Origin of the sequence: Marmoricola sp. OAE513, from assembly GCF_040546585.1 — a bacterium.
Classification (GTDB): domain Bacteria; phylum Actinomycetota; class Actinomycetes; order Propionibacteriales; family Nocardioidaceae; genus Marmoricola.
The window spans coordinates 2,743,203-2,765,715 of record NZ_JBEPOC010000001.1; the positions used below are offsets into that span (position 1 = coordinate 2,743,203).

The window sequence follows — 22,513 nt, forward strand, 5'->3', positions numbered from 1 at the left end:
CCGATGACCACGATGCCGGCATGGTTGACCGAAGCGGCTGATGCTGTCTCTGCCGCGACCGACACCGCCAAGGTGCAGACGCAGGTTGACACGCTGACCGAGGCCCAACGCAACCTGGGCGCCCCGCTTGCCAAGTTGACGGCCTTGAGCAGCGCCACCACTGCCGGAGGCGGAACCTGGTTCGAGGGCTACATCGCATCTCCCGAGGTCTTTGAGGCGCTCAAGGCCGCCGCGAAGGAGCCGACTCAGGGCAACTTGGGGACGCTCAGCCGAGTACTGAACTCGTACGTGACTGCAGCCGAAAACAAGGCGATGGCGGATTGGGCGGCCTATGGAAGTGGCCGTATGGGCGCGGTCCCCGACCTGCTCCAACTGGCGGGGACCTTGGCAGCCGTCGCAAGTGTTGCGCCGCTGGCCGCGGCGCTGAAGGACGTGTTGCACCAGTTGGTACCCGCTACCAACAAGTTCCCGACCCCGGCGGCGTTCGACCTTCTAGACGAGGCAGAAGCCCGTCTGAACGACCTGGAGGCCGCTCTCAAGCCAGACAGCGTTCGTCAGTTCTTCTCTGCGGTTGCTCGCGACGGAGCGTCGCTAGCGATGCTCACCGAAGATGTTCGGTCATGGCTCGCTTCGAACGGGGCGGAGCAGAGCTTCCGGATCGTGGCGGGGAGCCCGACCGAGGGATGAGTGATATTCAGGCGGCACTGACCGTGCTCGAACTGCGCGAGGCCGAGTTGCTTTCCTGGGGAGCAGTTGGCGCGCAGTGGACCCGGGAAGAGGCTGAGGCGGTCCTGGCCGATCACGGGGACGGCCCGGCGCTCTTCGCCGATCTGGAACGACTCGGTCTGCTCGTCCCGACTCCCACGAATGGGTATAGGACCCGGAGCGCGGAGACGATGCGCCTGCTGGCGACCCTCCGTCAAGCGTTCCGCGACGACCGAATCCTCAACGGCCGGCCGTTGGTGCTCGATTACCGTTTCCTGCAGCGCCCCCGCCGCCGTCCACGTCGCGATATTGATCGTGCCCAGGTCGTTTCCGGTCTCGGCGACGCCCTCGGTTCGGCTGGCAAGGCCACAGTCACAGCGCTGGCACCGCCAACATTGTCGGCGTTTCAAGAGCGATCGACCGCATCGATCTTGACGGCCCTGAATTCGCCGAACCCGCGAGCCGGTGTCGTCGTCACCGCTGGCACAGGCAGCGGAAAGACGCTTGCGTTCTACCTTCCACTGCTCGCCTGGTTGTCCGACCATGTTCAACCCCAGTCCGGAAAGACGTCGGCACTCGCGCTCTACCCTCGTAACGAACTACTCAAGGACCAATTGCAGACGTTGGTCGGTTTGTCGCTGGACCTGATGGCACGGGTTCCCGGTTCGACTCCGCTGAGCATTGCCAGTTGGTTCGGCCCCACACCGCAGGCATCGTTCTATGTCTCGGAGCAGTGGCGTCTTCAGGGGGCGGGCTACCTCTGTCCCCATCTGCGGTGCCCGAATTGTTCGGGTGAACTGATCTGGCCCAAGGCCGCGCTCAGTGCGAAGGAGGAGCGTCTGGAGTGCTTGGAGCCTTCCTGCGCCACCGTCATTCCTGGTTCGGTGCTACGCCTGACGCGAGACTCGGCCCAGAAGAACCCCGCCGACATCATGCTCAGCACCACCGAATCGCTGAACCGGCAGTTGTCCGTCCCCAAGAATCTGCGCGCTTTCGGCATCTCGACGCAAAGTCTCAGGGCCGTGCTCCTCGACGAGATCCACACCTACGAGGGCACAACGGGTGCTCAAAACGCGGTGTTGCTGCGCCGCCTCCGCAAGGCCCTCGGCAAACAGGTGGTGTGGGCCGGCCTGTCCGCGACGTTGACCGATGCCGGTGACTTCTTTGGACGCCTCGTCGACCTGAACCCGGGCGATGTCACCGTGATCGAGCCCGCATTCAGCGAACTCGAGGAGTCTGGAGCGGAGTATCTGGTTGCCCTGCGCCATGACCCGCACAGCAGTACAGGTCCACTGTCCGCCTCGATCCAGGCAGCGATGTCGCTATCGCGCAGCCTCGACGTCCTGCACGGAAACCCTTTCAACCCGCCGATCGATTCTGAAGGGCTGGTCGGAACCCGGCTGTTCGCCTTCACCGACAAGCTCGACAGCACGAACCGGTTGTTCTGGGACCTGCTCGATGCTGAGGGTTGGTCCTGGCCTGGCCGCCCGAATCCGAGTCACAACCCCCACACGCTTGCGCACCTGCGCTCTCCGAGCCAGGACCAGTTGGCTGTAGGACAACGGCAAGCCGCTGACGAGCGTGACCAGGACGGACAACTGTGGTGGCTCGCAGAGCTCTTGGGACACGACGTCGACGGCGACGTTCAAAAGAAGCTAGACCGCACAAGTTCCCAGGACAGCGGCGTGGCGACTGACGCAGACATCGTGATCGCGACCGCCAGTTTGGAGGTCGGATTCGACGACGACCGTGTCGGCGCCGTGCTCCAACACAAGGCTCCGCACGACGTGGCGCAGTTCTTGCAGCGCAAGGGCCGCGCGGGCCGAAATGCAGCCACCCGTCCCTGGACCGTAGTTGTGCTGAGCAATTTTGGCCGGGATCGAGATGCGTGGGACGCCTACGACGCATTGTTCAGCCCGATCGTTCCGGCTCGGTCTCTGCCGATCGAGAACCTTTACGTTCTCCGTATCCAGGCGGTCTACAGCCTCCTCGATTGGCTCGCGGCGGAACTCGATCTCAAGTACCAGAGTTCGTGGGCTCTCGGCAGTGGCCCGGCGGATCTCCTGCACCCTAAGAACGCAAACAAGGTGCCAGGGACCCGTGCGCAGCAGACTGCGATGGCCGATCTCCTCGGGCGGTTGTTGCGAGAAGGAACTGAGCGTGACCTCCTGCGTCGGCACCTGCGCAGGAGTTTGGCCCTCGGCGACGGGCCGCACGCCGAGCGGATAGTTGACCAGATCTTCTGGGAGGCGCCTCGCCCGCTACTGACAGGGGTAATCCCGACGCTGCGCCGAAGACTGATCGACCAGTGGGAGGGGGAGCGTCCGACTCCCGATGATTCCGGGCTCAAGCATCGGACTCCGTTGCGGGATTTCGTCCCGGGCAACCTCTTCGACGAGTTGATGGTCCCGGACGTTTCCTTCTCCGTGCCGTGGGCGGGCAATGAGGTCCAAAGTGAGCATTTGCCTGCGCTGCGGGCCATCCGCGAGTTCCTGCCTGGCAATGTGTCGCGGCACTTCGGGGTCTGGGCCACCCACAAGCGGCATTGGGTCCCGCTTCCCGAAGACCGAGACGATGACGGCGTCCGATGGGTAGACGTCGCAACCTACGGTGGTACCCAGGTCGACGAGACCGAGGTCGCCGGCCAGGCGGTCACCGTGTTCGCCCCTCTGGCGGTCACGTTGTCGTCGGTCGACTCGAACGTGTCCGACTCTTCGTCAATGCGAGCGAACTGGCAGTTCGCGGTGACGCCACTGGGCGCCGGAGTGTCGCTGACTCTGCCGCCATCGGTGACCACCTTGATTCCGCAACTCTCGTCGCATTTGCATGTCCAGGGCGGTGGCGTCCGGCTGATGCGTTACACGGCCGATGCGACCGGGGTGCTTCGGATCAACGGCACGCCGCAGGTCGAGCGGATCCGTTTCGGCAAGCGCGATGCGGACAGCTTCGTGCCCGCCGCACTTGGAGTGGAGATCCACTGTGATGCCTTGATTGGCCAGGTTGCCGTTCCGACGTTCAACGATCCGCCCAGCCCTGACGAGCGTTCGGCCTGGATGGAGCATCAGGTCTTGACCAGTGACGCCTTCCCCGCAGATATGACCTCGTTCGACCGTAGCGCCGTCGCAGAGGTTCTTCGAGCGGTCGCTGTCACGTGGGCGGGCGCCCGACAAGACTCACCGGACCGTGTGGCATTCGCGCGAGAACTGATTGCCACCTCAGAGCTGCTCGGCGTCACTCGTGAAGACGTCGACAGTTCGGCCGCGGACTGGTTGATGGACGGCGTCGTCCAGGCCCTACTTCTTGACGTTCTAGTCGAAGCGCGTTCTGACGTCAGGTCGGAACACTGGCTCGCCTGGCTTCGGCGACGACACACCTTGAGCGCCGCCAACTTGTTGCTCTCCTCGCTGACCAGTTGGGGCTCGGGGGTCGACGCGGACGAGTTGACCGTTGACCTTCACCCTGAGGATGAGAGTCGGTTCGTGATCTCCGAGCAGTCGCCGGGTGGCACCGGACAGATTGAGGCTCTCTCGCGGGCAATGGCCGAGAACCCAGACAACTTGGGGATGGCTCTTCGAGACGCTATCCGGCCATCCGACATGGAGTTGATGGACATTGAGCTCCGATCCCTGCTTTCGACGCCCGACAATGAGGTTGCTGTCGCGATTCAGGAGCTTGCGGGGGCCTGGCGGGAAGGTCACCAGGCAGTGCGCGCAGCGACTACGAGGCTGGAATCTGCACTGCAAGGTGTCGGCGTCGAGTTGGGACATGCGGCACGGACCGCGCTCTCGACCCGGCTTGCTGGGCCTGGCGCGCACCCAGGGCTGATCGACGAGGTCTCGCTATGGATGGACCTGCGTGACCGCTCGCTCGCTGACAGCGGTTTCGCGGTCGATCCCCGCACATTGGCTGTGTTGCTCGCAGGTCGTAGTGAAGTCGACCCGTACCTGCATTTGCAGCAACCCACCGCGGTTGAGCGAGCCCGTGTGGTCAGCAATGTGCTCTGGCCATGGGGTGAGAGCATTCGCTCCGTGGCCTCGTACAACCCGTACGCGCCTGTGCTTGCGACGGCCGTCGATGTCGTCCGCGACCATTGGTCGCCTCCAGTTGCGGTGCTGGACATTGCGTCTTGGAACGACGAAGAAAGGCGCACCGTGCACGCAGAATTGGTGCGAGCACGCGAGGCGATCGTCCGAGTTCACAGCGCTGAGCGATCGCAGTTGCGCCGGGCGATCCTTGACCTGAACACCGTCCCTGTCGAAGTTGGACCCTTGATGTTCCATCCTCTGGTCACAGCTGTCGCTGAGACCGGCCAGTACATCGAGGCGCGTGTGCTACTGCGGGAGGCCTGGTTGTGAACCGGGTGATTCGGAAGTCACAGAACGCGAGCGCGAGTGAGGCGGCGGACCTGCTCGCCGGACTGTTTGCCGCCGAGATCGCTGCTCCAGGGAAATGCTTGTGGTTGGTTTCGCCGTGGATCTCCGACGTGGAGCTCATCGACAATTCGGCCGGCACTTTCAGTGCTCTCTCGCGTTTCGGCAAGCGACGGGTCCGACTCACCGAAGTGCTCGTATCTCTCGCCAGTCGCGGCTGCCATGTCGTGGTCGGCACAACGACAGATCCGCACAACACCCGCTTCGTAGAGCGACTCACGCAACTGGGGGACGACCTGCGGGTCTCCGATCGGATCACGATCACGATCGATCCTTCGGAGCACCTGCATACCAAGGCGATCACCGGCGATGATTTCGCACTGTCGGGAAGCATGAACATCACCTACAACGGCATCGAGGTCCGTGAAGAGATGGTCCAGTTGCGCTTGGATCAGAAGTTCGTTGCCCAGGCAAAGATGGACGCCTTCGACCGGTTCGGGGGAGTGCTGTGAGTCTGGCTACTGCGGCGCAATCCCTGGTAGGCGACTACTCGGTATACGGCGACATGAGTGACCGGATCGAAGCGCTCGTCGCCAAGCAGGTCGACATCTATGTTCCGCGCCGGAGCAACTGGCTGGTGATGCCCTGGCAGCCGGCGGTTGGATCGATGGGATTCTATCTCTTCTCGGAGGACCGGGAAGGACAGCGCCGTGGCCGTGAGGTGCTCAACGGGTTCCTCGGTCCCGGTGTCGCCCGCCTGGTCTCGATGCCCGACGAGATGCTTGAGGGGCAACTGCCGCCAGCCTGGGTCGACCTAGGCCTGACCAAAGCTACCTATATCCGGCGCTCCCAGCAGGTCGATCGCCTCGACATGTTGGCTCGCCTCGAAAACCTTGTCGCCACCGTGGCAGGGCGCCCAGCCACCATCGAGGAGATCCATCCCACTCACGTTGATCTCCTTCGCGACGTACGCCTGGCAATGCTCAGCCAGGACGGAGTCGGCGCGCAGCGGCTCTTTGACCAACTGGTACTGACCGGGCAGCTCAGCGCCGAGAACATCCGCTTCCTCACGATCGAACTGCTGGCCTGCTTCGGACGATGGCAGGAGATGGCGGACCTGCCGTACATCGCGGTTCTCATGCAAGCTCGTCGTCCTCGCGTAGTGACCGAGTCGATGCTCCAGATGGTTTGGGCAACCCAGGTCGCTGTCCACCTGGGACTCGCCTCTGTCGCAAGCGTCTTCGCGTCGCAGGACATCGTTGGCCGGTACACAGCCATCCTGCGGTCGATTGAGGTGCCGTCGACGCCTCAGGGTCGGATTCTCGCTTACCTCACCGCCCTTGCCGACGATGACGCGGAACGCCAGGAGGCGATTCTCCGCGCGGTCCTCGACCCCGACGAAGCCGGGGCGCTCGCAGCCTTGAGCGCGCCCGCAGGCTCCATTGTGCCGGAGTTCGAGCCCGATCCGGAGCCGGAGCCGGACCCGGAGCCCGAGCCCGAGCCGGAAGTCGCCCCGATTCGGCTCGCTTTCGACGAGGCCCGCTACAAGCGAGTCGTTGAGATCTTCCTCGCCGAGCCTCTTCCTGGTGACGCCGATTTCGCTGTTCAAGCAGTACTCGACCTGGGTGGACACGAGCGTGCAGGAGACGTACTCCAGGTCGTTCGCGACTGGGTTAGCAGCGGGGATGTAGAACCCGGAAGACGATTGGCGCTCGATATCAGCGCGCTGGATGATCTTGTCGCCGATGTCACTTCCGGTTGGGTCGCCTGGGCCCAGCGGATCGGCGCCGATGAAGTCTGGGGCGACGCTGCTACGACGTTGCGCAACCAGTACGCCGGGTGGCAGCCGCTCAGCGAACTGACCGCCGACCACGTGTCGTTGGTCGCTGACGGCGTACTGGGCGCGATCGGCACGGCGAACGAGCAACAGTTGCGAGCTGGTCTCGACATCCTTTGTCGAGTCGCGGCCGATGTCGTCGGGCATCCGTCGTGCGCTTTGTTCACTGAGACTGTGCTGGAGTTCCTGGCCGATCAGGAAAACATGAGTTCCCAGGTCCGGGAGGCCTACGGAACCTTGTTCGAGGCGATCTTGGGAGCCGGTCCAACCGTCGAGTCCTACACCGAGGTACTGACCAGGACGTCGGTCCTGTGGGACCGGATCAAGGCCCGGCAGCACGTCGATTGGGCTCTGGAAACTCTCGACACGTGTGCAGGCGCCAGCGCTCCAGACCCGCAGGTACGTAACGCCTTCGGTGCGCCAGTGATTCACTATCTGCGCTCTTTGGATCGCTTGAGCCGACTGCAACGGGTGGTGACCGAGTCTCTCGCCGAAGACTTCGGCCTCCCCGCCATTCCGCTCCCAGTGGTGCCGGCGGGCGACGAGAACGTGTCGTCGTGGTCGCGATTGGACGGGACTGTCGTCGGGCTCTATACGCTGCTTCCTCAAGCTCTGCAGCGATTCAGCACGCGCTTGAAAGCGCTGTGCAACCCGGGCGAGGTCGTCGGCAACGACGACAAGACCGCAACAGCCGCTCTGACGAACCTGGCCGAGCGAGCCGAACATCTGATCGTCGATACCTGGCACGCCGCCCACCAGGCGACAGGTGCGATTGATCAAGTTCGGCCGAAGTCACAGCAGATTTTGCCGCGACAGAAAGGCGTGACCGGATTCTTGCGCGCCCTGGAAAGCTCTCTCGAGGGCTAGGTCAGCGAACGGCCCGCATCAGATGCCCGGTGAGCACCCGAACATCGTTCGGTGTGTTCTGAATCCCGTTCCAACGTCTCTGCTGGTCGCCGCCGAAGTCCCAGGCGCCACCGGTCCAAGCACACGCGTCCTTCAGTTTTGACAACCGTGCCGGGATGTCGATCTCGGGGAGATCCGACGCTGGTATGCCCTCGGTGAGGTAGTCCATGACGTAACCGAGCGACTGGATGCCGGCGCCATGCGTCAGTCGCGACTTGGTCGGTGGCAGGGCCCAAGCATCGGGGAAGGTCAATTCAACGACGGTCCAGAAGAAGTTAAGGTGGAGCAAGATCTGGTCGACGTCGCCGGTGCCGTCCATCGGGTCGCGGTACTGGTAGAGCGCTCCGTCGTACAGGCTGTTCTCGATCATCTTCAGGACGCTGTTGTCCTTGATGTATCCGTCGGGTCGGGTCGGCGTCGCGATCCGACCAGCGAATGGCAACCCCGGTGCGGTTTCGCCGCCGTTGAGCAAGGCCAGCACTTGGGCAGGGAGTTGCTTACGTGCGTACGCGGTCGGCAGGTGGCCGGCCGTCTCCGGCAGCAGTTCGTGGATCAGGCCCTTGGGCAACGGCTTAGTGTTGTTAACCAGGATGAACTGGGATCGCTGCTCGGCCTCGCCGTGGGCAATGAACCCGACAGCTGCGACCGGAAACTCCGCGAGGTCTGCATCGCGAATGGCGGCACTTCGCTGCTGGCCGTCGACCAACCAAGCCGGCTTCTGATCGTCGGACAGCGACTCATCGACCGGGATCACCAGTTCGCCAAGGGTGGAGTAGTCAGGCCCAAGGTTGACACCGGCAGGTTCAAAACTCACCCGCTCGTCAAACGCAAGAACCACCGCATTGGGGAGCATGGCTCCATCCGACTCGAGATACCGGCGGATCGCTTTGATGTGGCTCAGCACCTCGGGGCGCTGATATCCCTGCAACGTGGCGTCGTCGCGGTGCACACGCGAGACGGTTGCGAAGTCGTGGATGTGCTTGCCGTCGACGCCGAAGCAATAGATGAACTGCGACCCCTGACGGATCTGGATCGCCGGCAGCCTGATGTCGTATCGGTCAGCCATCGGTACTCCTCGACATCACTTTGGGCTTTCTCGGTTGCAAGGTCTCCATCTTCCGCGACAGGACCGACAGGTTGTGGAACCCGCGCCGCTTGTTCCGCTCGGTGCCTCGGAAGATCGCGATCTCGATCCCGAGTTCTCGGCAGAGACTGCAGGGGCAGGTGGTCCAGGGCGCGGCGTCGAGAGTACGGGCGTAGGCCTCGAGGTAACTCTTCTTTGTCTGGCAGATCTGTTCGTAGGCGCCAAGGGCGGCCAGTGCGTTCGTGGTCGCCTTGGCGCTGCCGTCGAACGCGCGCACCGCCGCCAGGCACTCGCGCTCGTGCTTCACTGCCTCGGCCTGGGACACGCGCCCGGCCAGAATCGCGCGCTTCAGCGTGGGATTCCCGTCGACCTGAGGGATACGGAGGGCGACGTACTCACCGTCCATTGAGTGGAAGTTTTTGCGGTCATCCATGAATGACTGCCGGAAAGCCGACGTGCTGTCGAAGCTGGTTACCCCCAGGTCAGCGAATGTCTCCATCGACTCGAACCGAGTGATTCCGAGCAGATGCAGGTCCGTGGTCGGTTCGAGAATCTCTTGGATCGCGTCCAGCGACTCGAGGATCTCCTTCGTTTTGAGCGGGACCATGCCGCCGAGAGCGATCCGCTGATAGCCCATCTTCTGGAGTTGAGCGACGCTGTCGGCGTACGACGCCGGACCCCAACCTTGGGCTGCGCCGACTGGGACTACCGGCGACTTCTCGTCGTTGACCATTTCGATGAATTCCGCGGCAAGGCGCAGCGTGATCAGTCGGCGCTCAGCCCACGCAGGATCAACAGACTCAAAAGAGGCCGCAGAGTCGTATCCAAAGATGATGTGGTCGACGCTGACCCCAGCGTCGAAGCCACACCCTTCATAGAAGTCGAGAGTCTCCCGCACGCTGACAGGGGGCACGAGTTCGTCGGCGTAGTTGAAGGCACCGTTATCACCGAGTGACTCGACACCGTCCGGCAGTCGGAAGAATCGGTCGACGCCGAGGCGGTACAGCCTGGCTCGTTGGGACGCGGTGTATTTGCCAGACCCCATGATAGAGCCGTCGACGATCGACTTGCTGACCAAGATGCCGTGGTAGGGCGGAGTCTCGAGCACTTCGTGCGCGTAACGATCGTCGCGCTGGCGAACTCGTAGTGGCGAGTACTCGTCGCGAGCGAAATCGTAGGTTGGGCTGACCAGGTCTTGGCTATCCGGGAAGTAGAACTTCATCGGCGCCCGGTCCGTTCCGCCAAGTACGCGCGAACCAAGAAGTTCGAAAGCGCACTGATGTGCCGCGGTGTGTTCTGCAGGTCGTTCCAGACCATGCCAAGGTCCTCCCATGTGCCGGCGGTCCACCGGCACTGGTCGGCGATCAGTGCCAACTCTGCCCGTGCCTGCTCGGCGGCATCCGACGCGGCAGGATCAACATGAGCCATGACTCGATCCATCAATCGCCCCATTGCTCGGATGCCGACTCCACCCATCAGTCGGGAGTCAGTCGGCGGTTTGCCCCAAGCACGCGGGAAGGTCTCCCGAACGGCCCCCCAATACGCCATGAGCAGTCGACGGATGCCTTCCGTATCAGTGGTTCCGGTAGCGATGTTGCGGTAGGGGAAGAGCACTCCAGATGGTGACTCGATCGACTCACGCAAAGCCTCAACCAGGCCTGTGTCCGTGACCACCGCTACCTTCTTGTCGGCCGCGGTAGACGCGCGCCGGATGATTCCGAAGAACGGCGAGTCCGGATCTTGGTTCAGCATGTCGACCAATGCCGAAGGCAGTTGCCTTGTCGCCATTCGAGCGGACGGCACTCGAGCGATCTCCGGAAGAAGTTCGGTGACTAGGCCGACAGGCAGCGGTTGCACGGTGTTCACACGGAGGAACTGTTCGCGCTGCACGTCCAGGTCGCCGGCAACGAAACCCGCCACGGGCACAGGCATTCGACTGTTCTTGGTGCGTGAGAGCGCGACGCTACGTTGCTGACCATCGACGATCCACGCTGGCCGAGGACCGTCGCCGTCCGGTGAAACCGGTATCTCCAAGGTGCCCGATACCGCTAGGCCGTCGCTCGTGTTTGGGCCACGACTCGACTTCCACCTCACCTCGGGTGGCAGAGCAAGGATCAGTCCGTTCGGAAAGAGAACGTCACCCGAATCGAGGTAGTCTTGGATCTGTTTGACATGTTTCTTCTTTTCAGGACGCTGGTACCCGATGAGCTTGCCCGCCTCGTCGCGGCCGATACGCGAGACGTCGGCCACGAGATCGATCTCGTCCGCGGCGAGTGTGAACAGGTACAGCGGGACGTCGTCGTTCTGCAGCACTTTCAGCGCTCTGCGTTCCAACCATTTCTCAGTCATCGAGTGACTCCTGCATTGTTGAAGAGTGCCCCGAACCGTCGTTGCTCGCAGGCGTGCCCGGCGTCGCGCAACTGACGCAGGGCACGGGTCTTGGTAAGCCGATTATCAGCCCGTCGCAGCGCCCGTATGAAGTCCAGGATCGCGGTGTCGCTCAACGGAACTCGGTCGTAGACATCCGCTTGCTCGGCGCCGGCGCTCCACTCCTCCCATCGTTCGCGTGTCTGCGTCGACGTCAGCCCGGATTTGGCGGCGAGGCCCAGCCATTGGATAGCCATCCTCACGTTCAGACTGGTCGCGGTGCCCCCGAGGGTTCGTCGCAGTGCCCTGTTCGAGGGAACCCTGATATCAGTTGGGATCTCGTCAGTTCCCCCGAAGACCAAGGGCGCCACCGTTGTGCGCTCGAGAAGGTCGCGAGCGATCACGTCCGCGTAGCTCTTCGAGAGCACCCAAAGCATCGGCCCGTCCAGTCGGGGAAAGTCGCCGGCGTTGACCAACTGCCACCAATCTTGAGACTGATCAATATTTAGTCCGACGACGTCTGGACTTCCCGAAGAGAACGTGGCGCTGTACGACGGAGCTGTGTCTTGCGCAGTGCGTAGGCCGAGGCCGGCCGAGGCTACGAGGAGCTGGGGTGCGTAACCGTTCGCGCGAGCAGTCTCTTCGAGGCGGAGGACCTGAGTCCAACTCTCGCCTTGATACAGGGACCGGAGTGCGCGCCGGGCGCCTGCTCGCCTGATCTGGTCGCTCCAGGCCTGCGCACGTTGCTCCATCGACCCAGGGGCAAGGTTTCGGACTTGGAGTGCGTGGTCGACCGGCAACGACTTGCGATCGGTGCACGTGACGACGATCGTCAGTTTCTGAGTCACTCATCTGCCTCTGGATTTGATAACTGTCGGTGTGTCGAAGTTACTCTATGCAGTAGTTAGTCGTAGCGTCGTGAACACACAGAGTGTTGGTTGAGGAAGTTTGGTGGTTGGCATGAAGGCAGTAGTTCTTCTCAGCGGGGGACTCGACTCGACGACGGTGCTGGCGCACGCGAAGAGCTTGGGGTTCGAGCCCTACGCGCTGAGCTTCCGCTACGGACAGCGCCATGTCGTTGAACTTGAGGCTGCGCAGAGGGTCGCCGACGCGCAGGGGGTTGCCGGCCATATCGTGGCCGACATCGACTTGCGGGCGTTTGGGGGTTCGGCATTGACGGCTGACATCGACGTTCCCAAGCACGAGAGCGCTGCGGACGTTGAGGAGAACATCCCTGTTACCTATGTCCCCGCGCGTAACACGGTGTTCCTTTCCTTTGCACTCGCGTATGCAGAGGTTGTTGGAGCGACGGACATCTTCATCGGAGTCAACGCTCTCGATTACTCCGGCTATCCGGACTGCCGTCCGGAGTACATCGAGGCATACGAAAACATGGCGAACCTGGCGACTCGAGCCGGGGTCGAAGGCGCCCGCCTGAAGATCCACACGCCGCTCATCGACAAGTCGAAGGCCCAGATCGTCGAAATGGGCCTTGCGCTCGGCGTCGACTACGGCCTCACTTCGTCGTGCTACGACCCGGATGATGCCGGTCGGTCGTGCGGGCACTGCGATTCGTGCCTGCTTCGCCTCAAGGGCTTTGCAGAGGCGGGGGCCACTGACCCGATCGAGTACCAAGAGTCGGCATGACCTACAAGGTCAAGGAGATCTTCTACACGCTGCAAGGAGAAGGCGCCCATGCTGGGCGGCCTGCCGTGTTCTGTCGATTCAGTCTCTGCAACCTGTGGACGGGGCGCGAAAAGGATCGCGCCCGGGCGATCTGCCAGTTCTGCGACACCGATTTCGTGGGAACCGATGGCGAGGGCGGGGGTCGGTTCGAGACGGCAGACGACTTGGCGGCAGCGGTCGAGGCGGCTTGGCCCACGGGGTGGACGGAAGACCGGATGGTCGTGTGCACCGGCGGCGAGCCATTGCTCCAACTGGACGACGCTGCGGTGACTGCTCTCCAGTCGCGTGGGTTCTACGTCGCCGTCGAGACCAACGGGACCCAGGTTCCTCCTGCCGGCATCGACTGGCTCTGCGTGAGCCCGAAGATCGGCGCTGATCTCGTCGTCACCGGGGGGCACGAACTGAAGTTTGTGTACCCGCAAAGGGGCGCCGACCCGACGCAGTTCGAGGGCCTCGACTTCGAGCACTATCGCGTGCAGCCGATGGACGGACCCGACATCAACGAGAACGTTGCGGCGGCAGTGAAGTTCTGCCTCGACCACCCCAATTGGAACCTCAGCATGCAAACTCACAAGTACCTAGGAATTCCGTGACCCATACCGCCGAGATCTACCGCGAGTTCACCTTCGAGTCGGCACACCGTCTTCCGAACGTGCCCGAGGGCCACAAGTGCGCCCGCCTGCACGGCCACTCCTATCGTGTAGAGGTGCACGTCCGTGGCCCGGTCGGCGACGACACTGGTTGGGTCGTGGACTTCGGTGACCTGAAGGCCGCATTCAAGCCGCTCGAGGACGAGTTGGACCATCACTACCTCAATGACATCGAGGGCCTGGAGAACCCGACCAGCGAAGTGCTGGCCAAATGGATCTGGGATCGGTTGGCGCTGTCCCTGCCACGGCTCAACGCTGTCCAGGTCCGTGAGACCTGCACCTCGGGGTGCATCTACCGAGGGGACTGACGATGACGCTTCCCGACATCCAGAACCAGGTTGATCAGCGCGGCGTTGCGCTCGACGAGGTCGGCATTGACGGCGTTCGTTGCCCGACGATCTTCGACGACGGGTCCTTGGTGCAGGCCGGGATTGGCGACTTCGCAATCACCGTGTCACTGCCGTCGGAGCGACGTGGGACGCACATGAGTCGGATGGTTGAGATCGTTGAGGATCTACTTCGCACAGTCGATCCGCGGCAACTGCCGACAGTGCTGAAGCAGGCGTCGAGCAAACTCGAAGTCGACGCGATGCGATTGGGGGTCGCCTTGCCCGTGGCGGTACGCGTCGAGTCGCCCGCATCTGGCCAGTCCGCCTGGCAGACCAGCGACGTTCAGATCACGGGAGTCAAGAACGGCGACGCTGTCTCTGTCGGTACCAAGGTGACCGCTCAGGTGACCAGCTTGTGTCCTTGCAGCAAGGCGATTAGCGATTACGGCGCTCACAACCAACGCTCGGATGTCACTGTCGAGACCTTCGGGTTTGCGGACGATCCATATCCAATTCGTGTCGGACAGTTGATCGAGCTTGCGCGTTCCGTGGGATCGTGCCCCGTCTACCCTCTGGTCAAGCGCCCCGACGAACGATTCATCACCATGGCGGCATTCGACAACCCTGCATTCGTTGAGGACATGGCGCGAGACCTAAGTGTCGATCTACGCAGTCGGACCGTTTCCCACCGGGTTTCGATCAGGAATCTGGAGAGCATTCATAGTCACGACGCCGTTGCGTCGGTCTCGTGGACTCCAGATGCGGTCGCAAGCCGCATGTGAGCGGCCGCGGGCGCTTGTGAGTCAGTAACCCCGATCAGGTCGGGTCCTTCAGCACCCATCCTTCTGACGAGAGTTCCATGACATCGAATGCGTGAGCTCGCAAAGCCGCTATCCATCGAGTGCAGGTTTTTGCCACGGCGAGCGCGCTCCCCGTGTCGGGAAGAAGGTTTGCCTGGTCGCCAGATACGCCGGCTTGGGTGAGCCGTGGAAGGGCCGTATTGAACAGAACAGCCGACACGCCCTCAAGCGTTTCGATGTTGCTGACGCCCTCGGCCGCGAGGATGGGGCGCAACTGCACCATGAACGAAAGACCCTCAAGTAAGGAGAATCGTTCTGTCCACCTTCTGAAGCCTGTTCGTTGGGCAATGCCGACTGCAACTTCCAAGCGTTCGGCATCGGAGGGTTCGACTGCATCTGCAAACTCGCTCACCAGAATCTCGACGCCCAAGAAGAACTGCTCTGCCTGTGCGTGCAAGATCGCCGTTTGAATGCGCATCTCGACCTCACGATCGTCGAGTCTCGCGTCGGAATGCCTATCGACTGACGACCAAAATGCCGCTGAATACCAAAGGAGTGCGTCGTTCTCCTCGGTTGCGCTGAGTTCACTTACCGCGTGCCCAAGCAGTCGTTCCAACTGTTCCTCGTCCAGTTGGCGCAAAGCCTCATCCAAAGCAGGTTGGCCCCCTTTCGCGGCCAGGGAGCAGAGCGCAACGAGGGCGTCGTCCATCTCGTCGGTGGTCATTGCATCAGTCTGGTTCGAGGTCGTCATGCGACGTGCAACTTCGGTGGAAGATCCATTGCTTGGAACGAGCGGCCTAGTGCTGTTCGGAAACTACTCGGCCCACCAGGTCCATCAAATGCGCCACCTCGCTCGGCACCGCATCCAGCAAGTACGCGTGCTGGTGGCTGGCCTGCGACAACCCCGACCACGCGTACTCCGCCGCCTCGGCCACCTCGGGCCGGTCGGCGTACAGGGACTGCACGCAGCTGAGGCGCGAGCGCATGCTGCTGTCGGTGCCCGGGTCACAGTCCTGGGCGCGAAGCAGGTCGTCGACTGCCTCCTCCAGAGCGGCCCGGGCGATCCAGGAGGCGATCCGGGACGAGCCGGTGCCGGCTTGAAGGTCCCGTGCCTGCGCGAGGAGCGCCGCAGCGGTGCTCACTTGGTGCCCTTGCGGAGGTCCTCGACCATGCGCTCGACGCAGCGGGTGAGGTCCTTCAGGTCGGAACGCTCGCTGATGCCGCCGTGGAAGCCGGACGTGACGACGCCGAGGCCGTCCTTCCGATAGCTCTTCGTGAGCCAGGCGTCGAGGTTCTTGACCTCACCGTGGACGGCCAGGCTGACCCGCTTGGCGGTCTGCTGGGCCGCCGACCAGGCGCTCTCGACGTCCGCGAGCCTGGCGCCACCGTTCAGCGCCTGCCCGAAGTAGCGGTCGCGCGCGGCCGACTCGACAGCCATCCGCAGCAGCCCCGGAAGGGCGCGGAGCACGGTCTCGGAAGGCAGCTCGGTGTCGCCGATCAGCGCGAACGCGTCGGCCAGGTAGCGCTGCGCAGGGTCCTCGGCCTTGATGATCTCGACCGCAGAGGAAGCCCCGCGGCGTACCTCGTACAGGTGCGCCCCGACGCGGGAGCGTCGGATCGCGGCGGGGAGCCGGTCATCGTGGGAGAGCACGATGACCTGTCGGGTCTTGGCCAGCTCGGCGAGCAGCTCGGCGAGGCCGTCCACCTTCGCGGGGTCCATCGCCTGGACGGGGTCGTCGATGACGAGGAACCGGAACGGCGAGTCGACCATGCTGGCCCGGGGCAGGAACAGCGCGAGGGCGAGGGCGTGCAGCTCGCCCTGGCTCATCACCGGCAGCGCGCTGGCCTCCTCCCCGTCGACGGTCGCGCTGATCGCGACGCGCCGCTGGTTCTTGCTGCCGGTCAGCTCGAGACCGACGAGCTCGACGTTGCTCTCCTGGCGCAGCTTGGTCCAGGCGGCACGCGCCTCGTCGACGATCGGGACCAGGCGCTCGTTCTTCGCGCGGGCGTCGACCTGCTTGAGCCAGGTCTCGGCCGCGGCCAGCTGGTCGACAAGGGGCTTGGTCGACTGCGACTCGGTCCAGGTGTCGCACCAGCCGGCGATGCGCGCCGCGACCGGCGCCCAGGCGTCGTCCAGCTCGTTGATCGCTGCGGTCGCTGCCGCGCGCACGTTCGCGATCGGGATCGTGAGAGAGGCGCTCTCGCGGACGACGTGGTCGGCGAGATCCAGGTCCCCCTCGGGGCGGGTCGCCCAGGCGTCCCAGGCAGCGCGCGCGGCCGCCACGACGTCCTCGAGCTCGGGCAACGGTGCCTTGTCGAGCGCCGCAGGGCGCTTCGCCACCAGCTGGAGCACGGCCTGCCGGGAACGGTCCAGCTCTTCGCGGGCGTGGGTGAGGCCGGCGAGCTCCTCCTCGGCCTTCTTCACCAGCGCCGCGCTGGTCTCGGCCCAGCCGGCGTCCAGGGTGGCGCCCGCGCACACCGGGCAGGGCATGTCCCCGTGCTTCTTGTGCACCGTGAGCGCGGTCTTGCGCAGCTTGATCCGGTCGAGCTCGCGCTGCGAAGCCTCCTCGCCGGCGGTCGCCATGCTCTGCACCGCGCTGCGGAGCGCGCCGCTGATCGTCTCGGCGTGCTCGGTGTCCGGGGCGGTGAGAGCGGCGAGTGCGCGCAGGGCCGCGATCGGTCCGGTGTTGACCTGGGCGGCACCCGTGACGACAGCGCGGATCGCGTCCACGTCCGGAGCGGTCTTCTTGAGCAGGGCCGCGACCTCGACGGCGCGCGCGTCGTCCAAACCCGCAGCCTGCACCTGGAGCGTCTTGCGCTCCGCGGTGGCAGCGGCCTGCGGTGCTTTGAGCGCCTTGAGCCTGTCACCGATGCGCTTGAGCGCGTCGGTCAGCTGCTCCACGCCGAGGACGGTGGCCAGTGCGTCGTACAGGGGCGCCTGGCCCTCGACGAGCAGGCCACCGAGCTCGTCGTAGGAGAGCAGGGGGCGGAACGTCTCGAGCGGACCGGACCAGCCGAGCTCCTCCAGCCCCTGGCGCTGCTGGCCGTGGACCTGGGACCACACCGTGCGGTCGTCCACGTCCTTGGCGTCGGCCGCCCACTCCGAGCGGATGGTCGTGAGCTTCTCGACCCCTTCCTCGGTGACTGTCACGGTGATGCCCGCGTCCTTGGCCTGGTGCAGGTTGCGCCAGTGCTGCTTCCAGGGAGCCGTGCGGTTCTTCCACCGGTACGTCGACCCGGTCAGGACGAGCTCGAGCGCCTCGGCGAGGCTGGACTTTCCCGAACCGTTGCGGCCGGCGATGACGGTCAGCCCGGGCTCCGGGATCAGGTCGAGAGTGACCTTGTCGCCGATACCGCGGAAGCCCTCGACCTCGATGGACTTCAGGAAGGTGCCGCCGACCTCGCGAGCGGATCCGGCGGTCCCGCTATCGCTGCTGGGACGGATCTCGCGCGTGGGCTTGCCGTCGGCGAGGAAACCGTCGAACTCGGCGTCGCCCTCGAGAGCCGCGAGGACGAGGTAGCCGAAGTCGTTGTCGATACCGGCTTCGATGATCTGGTCGGTCACCCAGGAGACGAGGTCTTGTGTCATGGGCGGGAACCTAGCGGGACCCTCCGGCACGTACCGACATGAGTCGGGAGAGGTCTAGCGCATTGCTAACCGGTGTTCGAATGAGACTGGATCTGCCAAGGGCGTTCCCTAGGCTCGCTGGCATGACCGTAGACGAGCTCAAGGAACTTCTGACCAACCTCCCTGGCGACGCGCAGGTCATCCTGGCCGATGGGAGCGGCTATGCCTGTCGGGTAGAGGGGGAGATGAGCCCTGCTCGGGTGCTTTCGACCGGAGCCCGAACCTTCGACTACTGGAATGACAACGAGGAGGATGCGGCCTCGTACGCAGATCAGAATCACGGTGGCCCGGCGTTCGGCGACTTGGCCCGCGCAATCGTTCTGTACTACGGCTGATGGTCCGGGTCGCCTCTCCTGTACCCGCGCGGGGTAGACCTGGTTGACGTGTCGGGGCTGAGGCGTACCTTCGCCTCGTTGGTCGAGACGAAGGAGCGCGATGGTGACGGACACTTCCCAGTGGAATGGAGTCCTCGATCCCTCGGCGCTTCACCCCGATCTTGTCGATCGTTGCAACCGTCTGGCCGATGACGCCAGGGAAGGGCGCTGGGAGATGGTCCTGGGCGCACTTCGGGACGGCTGGCAGCTGAGCCCGAACCACTGGCGCCCCGGTGGGACGTCCTACTACACGCCGCTGCACCAGGCCGCCTGGCACGGCGCTCCGGTCGAGGTCGTCGAGGAACTCCTCGCTCTCGGCTCGTGGCGCACCCTGCGGACCGCACGCGGACAGCGGGCCGTCGACATCGCTGCCGACGGTGGCCACGAGCGCTTGGTCGATCTGCTGGCCGTGAAGTCCACGGGAGCCGCCGACCACGCTGCGATCGACGAGCACCTGGCTGCTCTGGTGGAGAGCCGGATCAGGCCGCAGATCGACCTGGAGCTGCGGCACCCGACGACCGAGGTGCTGACCGAGGTCCCCGGGCGGAAGATGTGGTACCCGGTCCCCGGGATGTACGGCGGATTCAACATCGAGCTGCGGGACAAGTACCTGTACGTCACCAGTTGGTCCCGGGTCGTGGGCGGCTCGGGCAAGGCTCACGTCGTGACCCGCGAGGGCACGATGCTCGTGGACAGAGGCTTCGTCTGAGGCCGAGAAGGAGGTGCGCATGAGCGCTGAACCGAAGATCGACCTGCACACGCACTCGACCTGCAGCGACGGGACCGACACGCCCGCCGAGCTCGTCGCCAACGCCGCGATCGCAGGGCTGACCGTCGTCGCCGTCACCGACCATGACACCACCGGGGGATGGGCGTCGGCGATGGCCGCTGCCGAGCACCACGGGATCCACGTCGTCCGCGGCGTCGAGCTTTCGACGGGCAACCTCGGTCGTAGCCAGCACCTCCTCGGCTACGCGTTCGACCCCACGACGCCCGTGCTCGCGGAGCTCCTGGCCGGCGGAGTCGCGTCTCGTGCACGTCGCCTGACCGCGCAGCTGGAACGGCTCGCCGCGATCGGCAAACCGCTCAGCGACGAGGATCTCGCCGAGCACCTGCCCGACGAGGGACCGGTCGGCAAGCCTCATCTCGCCACCGCCCTGCACGCTCGCGGGCACGTCGACAGCTTCGACGCCGGGATGGATCTGCTGGGCGGTGCCGCCCACGTGGCGCGGGAGAAGATCGACATCGAGGACGCGATCCGTGCGGTCAGCCAGGCCGGCGGGGTGACCGTGGTCGCGCATCCGTGGGGACGCCGGGCGAGGATCGACGAGGCGCGGTTCGCCGAGCTCCGGGAGGTCGGGCTCACCGGGATCGAGGCGGCCCACTATGAACACACGCCGAAGCAGCAGGACGCGTTGAAGGCCATCGCCGCCAACCTCGGTCTCGTGTGGACCGGGTCGAGCGACTACCACGGCACCCGCAAGCCGAACCGGCTCGGCTGCCACACGACGCCGGTCGAGCAGTACGAGCGGTTGCTCGGTCAGGCAGCCGCTCACTAGGTTCGACGCATGTCAGACCAGCGTGGCCACTTGTTCGTCGTTCACGGCCGGATCGAGTCGGTAGTCCACGACTTCGCTCTGATCCCAACCTCCGACTCCTTCAACGTCCGCGGCTATTGGAAGCCGATCACCGGGGAGCGTCCCGAGAGGCTCAAGCCGGCGGGTTGGCCGGGGGGAGGCGTCGGGAAGGCATCGGGGCGCAAGAACCTGTGGTTCATCAGCGTCGGCGGTGCCCGGTCGGTCGGGGTCTCCGTTCTCATCGACCGAGCAACGGCCGCCGTTGCCGAGATCATGGCGACCAACCCGGTCCCGAGCCGGAACCGCACGAAGCCTCTGATCGCGGTCCCTGTGCTCGGGATCCGTGGTGGCGGTCTGGGCGGCGAGCGTGGCGAGGTCATCGGACAGCTCATCGAAGCCATGGAGAAGGTCGCCCGCGACTACGACGTCGACATTGCGATCGTCACGCCCGACCTCGCCGTCTATTCCGCTGCACAGCACCTCCGGGTCAGCCGGGGCAACGAGGCGTGGTCGTTGTCGGACAAGGAGTTCGTCCAAGCCCAGCGGCTGGCAGGTCTGGCGAAGTCCGGTGACCTGGCGCTGTTCCTCGGGGCCGGCGTGAGCATCCCAGCGGGACTCCCGACCTGGGACCAGCTGATCGAGACGCTGGCGCGGAAGGCAGCGGTACGTCTGGACGACGCGTTCCTGAGGCTGCCGGTGCTCGACCAGGCGCAGTTCATCCAACGCAAGCTTCCCGAGCTGGGTGACCACGTCGCCGAGATCGTCACGAAGCAGAAGCGCCCCAGCCTGGCGCACGTCCTGCTGGCGGCTCTGGACTGTCGAGAGGCGGTGACCACCAACTACGACCGCCTCTACGAGAAGGCGATCAGCATCCAGCGCGGGAAAGGCAACGTCGCCAGCATCTTGCCGTGGCAGTCGCCGTCGGCGTCACGGCCCTGGGTCCTGAAGATGCACGGGGACTACAAGCAGCCCAACAGGATCGTGCTCAGTCGTGAGCAGTTCGTCGCGTTCGACGCGAAGACACGACCGGCCGGTGCCCTGCTCCAGACGTTGCTGCTCACCCGCCACGTGCTCTTCGTCGGTGCATCGTTGAACGACGACAACGTTGTTCGGCTCGCGTACGAGGTCAACAGCTACCGCACCGAGCACGAGCAGCGCGGGAAGGTCGGCACGTTGCTCGACGTCACCAGCGACGATGTGCGTCGGAGGCTCTGGTCGGGGCAGCTGCACTGGCTCTCGATGACCGGCAACGACCTGCCGGAGTCGGCACGGTCTCTCGAGGTGTTCCTGGACGCGGTGGCGGCTCACGCCTCGCGGGACTCGTCCTGGCTCCTCGACGCGCGCTTCCAGGGCCTGCTCCACGACGACACCGGCCTGGCCGCCGATGCCGGGGATTTGTACGAGCGGGCGGCCGCCGCCGGTGGGAAGTGGAAGGCGCTGGCCGACAGGCTGGCTGAACTGGGTGCGGCGGAGTAACTAGCGTCGCTTCTTCGGGCGCTGCAGCTGCGCCGGTCGCCCGATCCCGACGTTCATCACCGGGGTGCCGTCCTTCTGAAGAACCGGCTCGACCAGCCCGTCCATCCGGCGCGCGAACGCGTCCTTCTGCAGAGGCGCTCCGAGGACTGCCTCGTGCAGCTTGCGGAGCTGGCCCATCGTCCACGGGGGAGTGAGGAGCCCTTCGGGGTCCGGGCTCACGTCGAGGTACTTCTTGCGAATCTCGTACTGGTCGCGCACGGCCTCGACCGCAGCGCTGACGATCTCGGCGTGGTCGTAGGCGAGCTCGACAGACACCGACCCGTCAGACCTGACGGGGACGAGTTCGCCACGGGCTGACGCGACCAGGTCCTGGTGGAGCACCACCACCTTCGCCACCGAGATCACCCAGCTGCGGTCGTCGCGGTCCGGCTCGCTGAACACCTCGAGCAGGCGCGGGGTCTTGCCGGCCGGCAGGGCGATGCCGACCTTCTCCTCAAGCAGCACCTCGATGGCGCGGTCGACGCTCTGCCCCTGGTGGACGAACCTGCCCGGGACGACCAGCTTGGACCCCCCGTCCTGCTGCTGCAGGAGGACGCACAACTCAGGTGTGTCGGGGGTTCCTCGTACCGTCAAGACTGCGAGATCGACGGCAACGCCGGGTCGTGGGTAGTCCTCGAGCTTCTTCGGGGCAGCCATGGCATCCACATTAGCGCGAAAAGAAGCG

The 22,513-nt window shown here is 64.5% G+C and carries 20 protein-coding genes; 12 read left to right on the plus strand and 8 right to left on the minus strand.

The genetic code is table 11. The annotated features are described in order from the left end of the window. Positions 1-3: 3 nt before the first annotated feature. From ABIE44_RS13755 to dpdD, 4 genes are read left to right on the plus strand one after another with little or no spacing between them, the layout of a single operon-like run. Positions 4-687, plus strand: coding sequence for a hypothetical protein (locus tag ABIE44_RS13755; protein WP_209716590.1), 684 nt, complete (start codon positions 4-6; stop codon positions 685-687). After that, complete coding sequence (dpdJ, locus tag ABIE44_RS13760; protein ID WP_209716587.1) at positions 684-5,060, plus strand: protein DpdJ; 4,377 nt, start codon at positions 684-686, stop codon at positions 5,058-5,060. The genes ABIE44_RS13755 and dpdJ overlap by 4 nt, the downstream gene beginning before the upstream one ends. Beyond that, positions 5,057-5,587 carry a phospholipase D-like domain-containing protein DpdK gene (dpdK, locus tag ABIE44_RS13765; protein WP_209716584.1) on the plus strand — a complete coding sequence of 177 codons (531 nt, stop codon included), beginning with the start codon at positions 5,057-5,059 and terminating at the stop codon, positions 5,585-5,587. Before dpdJ ends, dpdK begins: the two co-directional genes overlap by 4 nt. A gap of 53 nt (positions 5,588-5,640) precedes the next feature. Then, positions 5,641-7,779, plus strand: coding sequence for a protein DpdD (gene dpdD, locus ABIE44_RS13770; protein WP_209716581.1), 2,139 nt, complete (start codon positions 5,641-5,643; stop codon positions 7,777-7,779). A 1-nt stretch (position 7,780) separates the two neighbouring features. Here the strand turns inward: dpdD and dbpB (ABIE44_RS13775) are convergent, their stop codons facing one another. The 4 genes from dbpB (ABIE44_RS13775) to ABIE44_RS13790 are packed head-to-tail and all read right to left on the minus strand — an operon-like array spanning position 7,781 to position 11,745. Beyond that, complete coding sequence (dbpB, locus tag ABIE44_RS13775) at positions 7,781-8,884, minus strand: DGQHR domain-containing protein DpdB (RefSeq protein ID WP_209716578.1); 1,104 nt, start codon at positions 8,882-8,884, stop codon at positions 7,781-7,783. After that, positions 8,877-10,124, minus strand: a complete 1,248-nt coding sequence (dpdA, locus tag ABIE44_RS13780) for a tRNA-guanine transglycosylase DpdA (protein WP_209716575.1) — start codon at positions 10,122-10,124, stop codon at positions 8,877-8,879. The genes dbpB (ABIE44_RS13775) and dpdA overlap by 8 nt, the downstream gene beginning before the upstream one ends. After that, positions 10,121-11,251 (minus strand): DGQHR domain-containing protein DpdB, encoded by a 1,131-nt coding sequence (dbpB, locus tag ABIE44_RS13785; protein ID WP_209716572.1) that lies wholly within the window; start codon positions 11,249-11,251, stop codon positions 10,121-10,123. Before dbpB (ABIE44_RS13785) ends, dpdA begins: the two co-directional genes overlap by 4 nt. Further along, positions 11,248-11,745: a hypothetical protein gene (locus ABIE44_RS13790; RefSeq protein ID WP_209716569.1), complete on the minus strand. Its 498-nt coding sequence runs from the start codon at positions 11,743-11,745 to the stop codon at positions 11,248-11,250. Before ABIE44_RS13790 ends, dbpB (ABIE44_RS13785) begins: the two co-directional genes overlap by 4 nt. Before the next feature lie 484 nt (positions 11,746-12,229). On the opposite strand from ABIE44_RS13790, the gene queC reads away from it, so the two are divergent. Genes queC through folE2 form a run of 4 tightly spaced genes read left to right on the plus strand, consistent with a single transcriptional unit; the run spans position 12,230 to position 14,716 of the window. After that, a complete protein-coding gene (gene queC, locus ABIE44_RS13795) occupies positions 12,230-12,916 on the plus strand; it encodes a 7-cyano-7-deazaguanine synthase QueC (RefSeq protein ID WP_209723243.1) in 687 nt (228 codons plus the stop codon). Next, positions 12,913-13,548 (plus strand): 7-carboxy-7-deazaguanine synthase, encoded by a 636-nt coding sequence (gene queE / locus ABIE44_RS13800; protein WP_209716566.1) that lies wholly within the window; start codon positions 12,913-12,915, stop codon positions 13,546-13,548. The genes queC and queE overlap by 4 nt, the downstream gene beginning before the upstream one ends. Next, positions 13,545-13,913, plus strand: a complete 369-nt coding sequence (gene queD / locus ABIE44_RS13805) for a 6-carboxytetrahydropterin synthase QueD (RefSeq protein WP_209716563.1) — start codon at positions 13,545-13,547, stop codon at positions 13,911-13,913. Before queE ends, queD begins: the two co-directional genes overlap by 4 nt. 2 nt (positions 13,914-13,915) lie before the next feature. Next, on the plus strand, positions 13,916-14,716 hold the full coding sequence (gene folE2 / locus ABIE44_RS13810) for a GTP cyclohydrolase FolE2 (protein ID WP_209716560.1): 801 nt from the start codon (positions 13,916-13,918) through the stop codon (positions 14,714-14,716). Positions 14,717-14,750: 34 nt separating this feature from the next. Here the strand turns inward: folE2 and ABIE44_RS13815 are convergent, their stop codons facing one another. From ABIE44_RS13815 to ABIE44_RS13825, 3 genes are all read right to left on the minus strand, one after another. After that, positions 14,751-15,458, minus strand: a complete 708-nt coding sequence (locus ABIE44_RS13815; RefSeq protein ID WP_209716557.1) for a hypothetical protein — start codon at positions 15,456-15,458, stop codon at positions 14,751-14,753. 73 nt (positions 15,459-15,531) lie between these two features. Further along, complete coding sequence (locus ABIE44_RS13820) at positions 15,532-15,876, minus strand: hypothetical protein (protein WP_209716554.1); 345 nt, start codon at positions 15,874-15,876, stop codon at positions 15,532-15,534. Further along, the gene (locus ABIE44_RS13825; protein WP_209716551.1) at positions 15,873-18,323 is read right to left on the minus strand and encodes an AAA family ATPase; all 2,451 of its coding nucleotides are present in this window, start codon (positions 18,321-18,323) and stop codon (positions 15,873-15,875) included. The genes ABIE44_RS13820 and ABIE44_RS13825 overlap by 4 nt, the downstream gene beginning before the upstream one ends. Before the next feature lie 122 nt (positions 18,324-18,445). Here ABIE44_RS13825 and ABIE44_RS13830 point away from each other — a divergent pair, with 122 nt between their 5' ends. From ABIE44_RS13830 to ABIE44_RS13845, 4 genes are all read left to right on the plus strand, one after another. Next, positions 18,446-18,697, plus strand: a complete 252-nt coding sequence (locus tag ABIE44_RS13830; protein ID WP_209716549.1) for a hypothetical protein — start codon at positions 18,446-18,448, stop codon at positions 18,695-18,697. A 214-nt stretch (positions 18,698-18,911) separates the two neighbouring features. Continuing rightward, complete coding sequence (locus tag ABIE44_RS13835) at positions 18,912-19,445, plus strand: ankyrin repeat domain-containing protein (RefSeq protein WP_209716544.1); 534 nt, start codon at positions 18,912-18,914, stop codon at positions 19,443-19,445. Between the two features lie 19 nt (positions 19,446-19,464). Next, a complete protein-coding gene (locus ABIE44_RS13840) occupies positions 19,465-20,295 on the plus strand; it encodes a PHP domain-containing protein (RefSeq protein ID WP_209716541.1) in 831 nt (276 codons plus the stop codon). 9 nt (positions 20,296-20,304) lie between these two features. Then, a complete protein-coding gene (locus ABIE44_RS13845; RefSeq protein ID WP_209716538.1) occupies positions 20,305-21,789 on the plus strand; it encodes an SIR2 family protein in 1,485 nt (494 codons plus the stop codon). On the opposite strand, the gene ABIE44_RS13850 is transcribed toward ABIE44_RS13845, so the two are convergent. Beyond that, complete coding sequence (locus ABIE44_RS13850; RefSeq protein WP_209716535.1) at positions 21,790-22,389, minus strand: NrtR DNA-binding winged helix domain-containing protein; 600 nt, start codon at positions 22,387-22,389, stop codon at positions 21,790-21,792. Between the last annotated feature and the right edge of the window lie 124 nt (positions 22,390-22,513).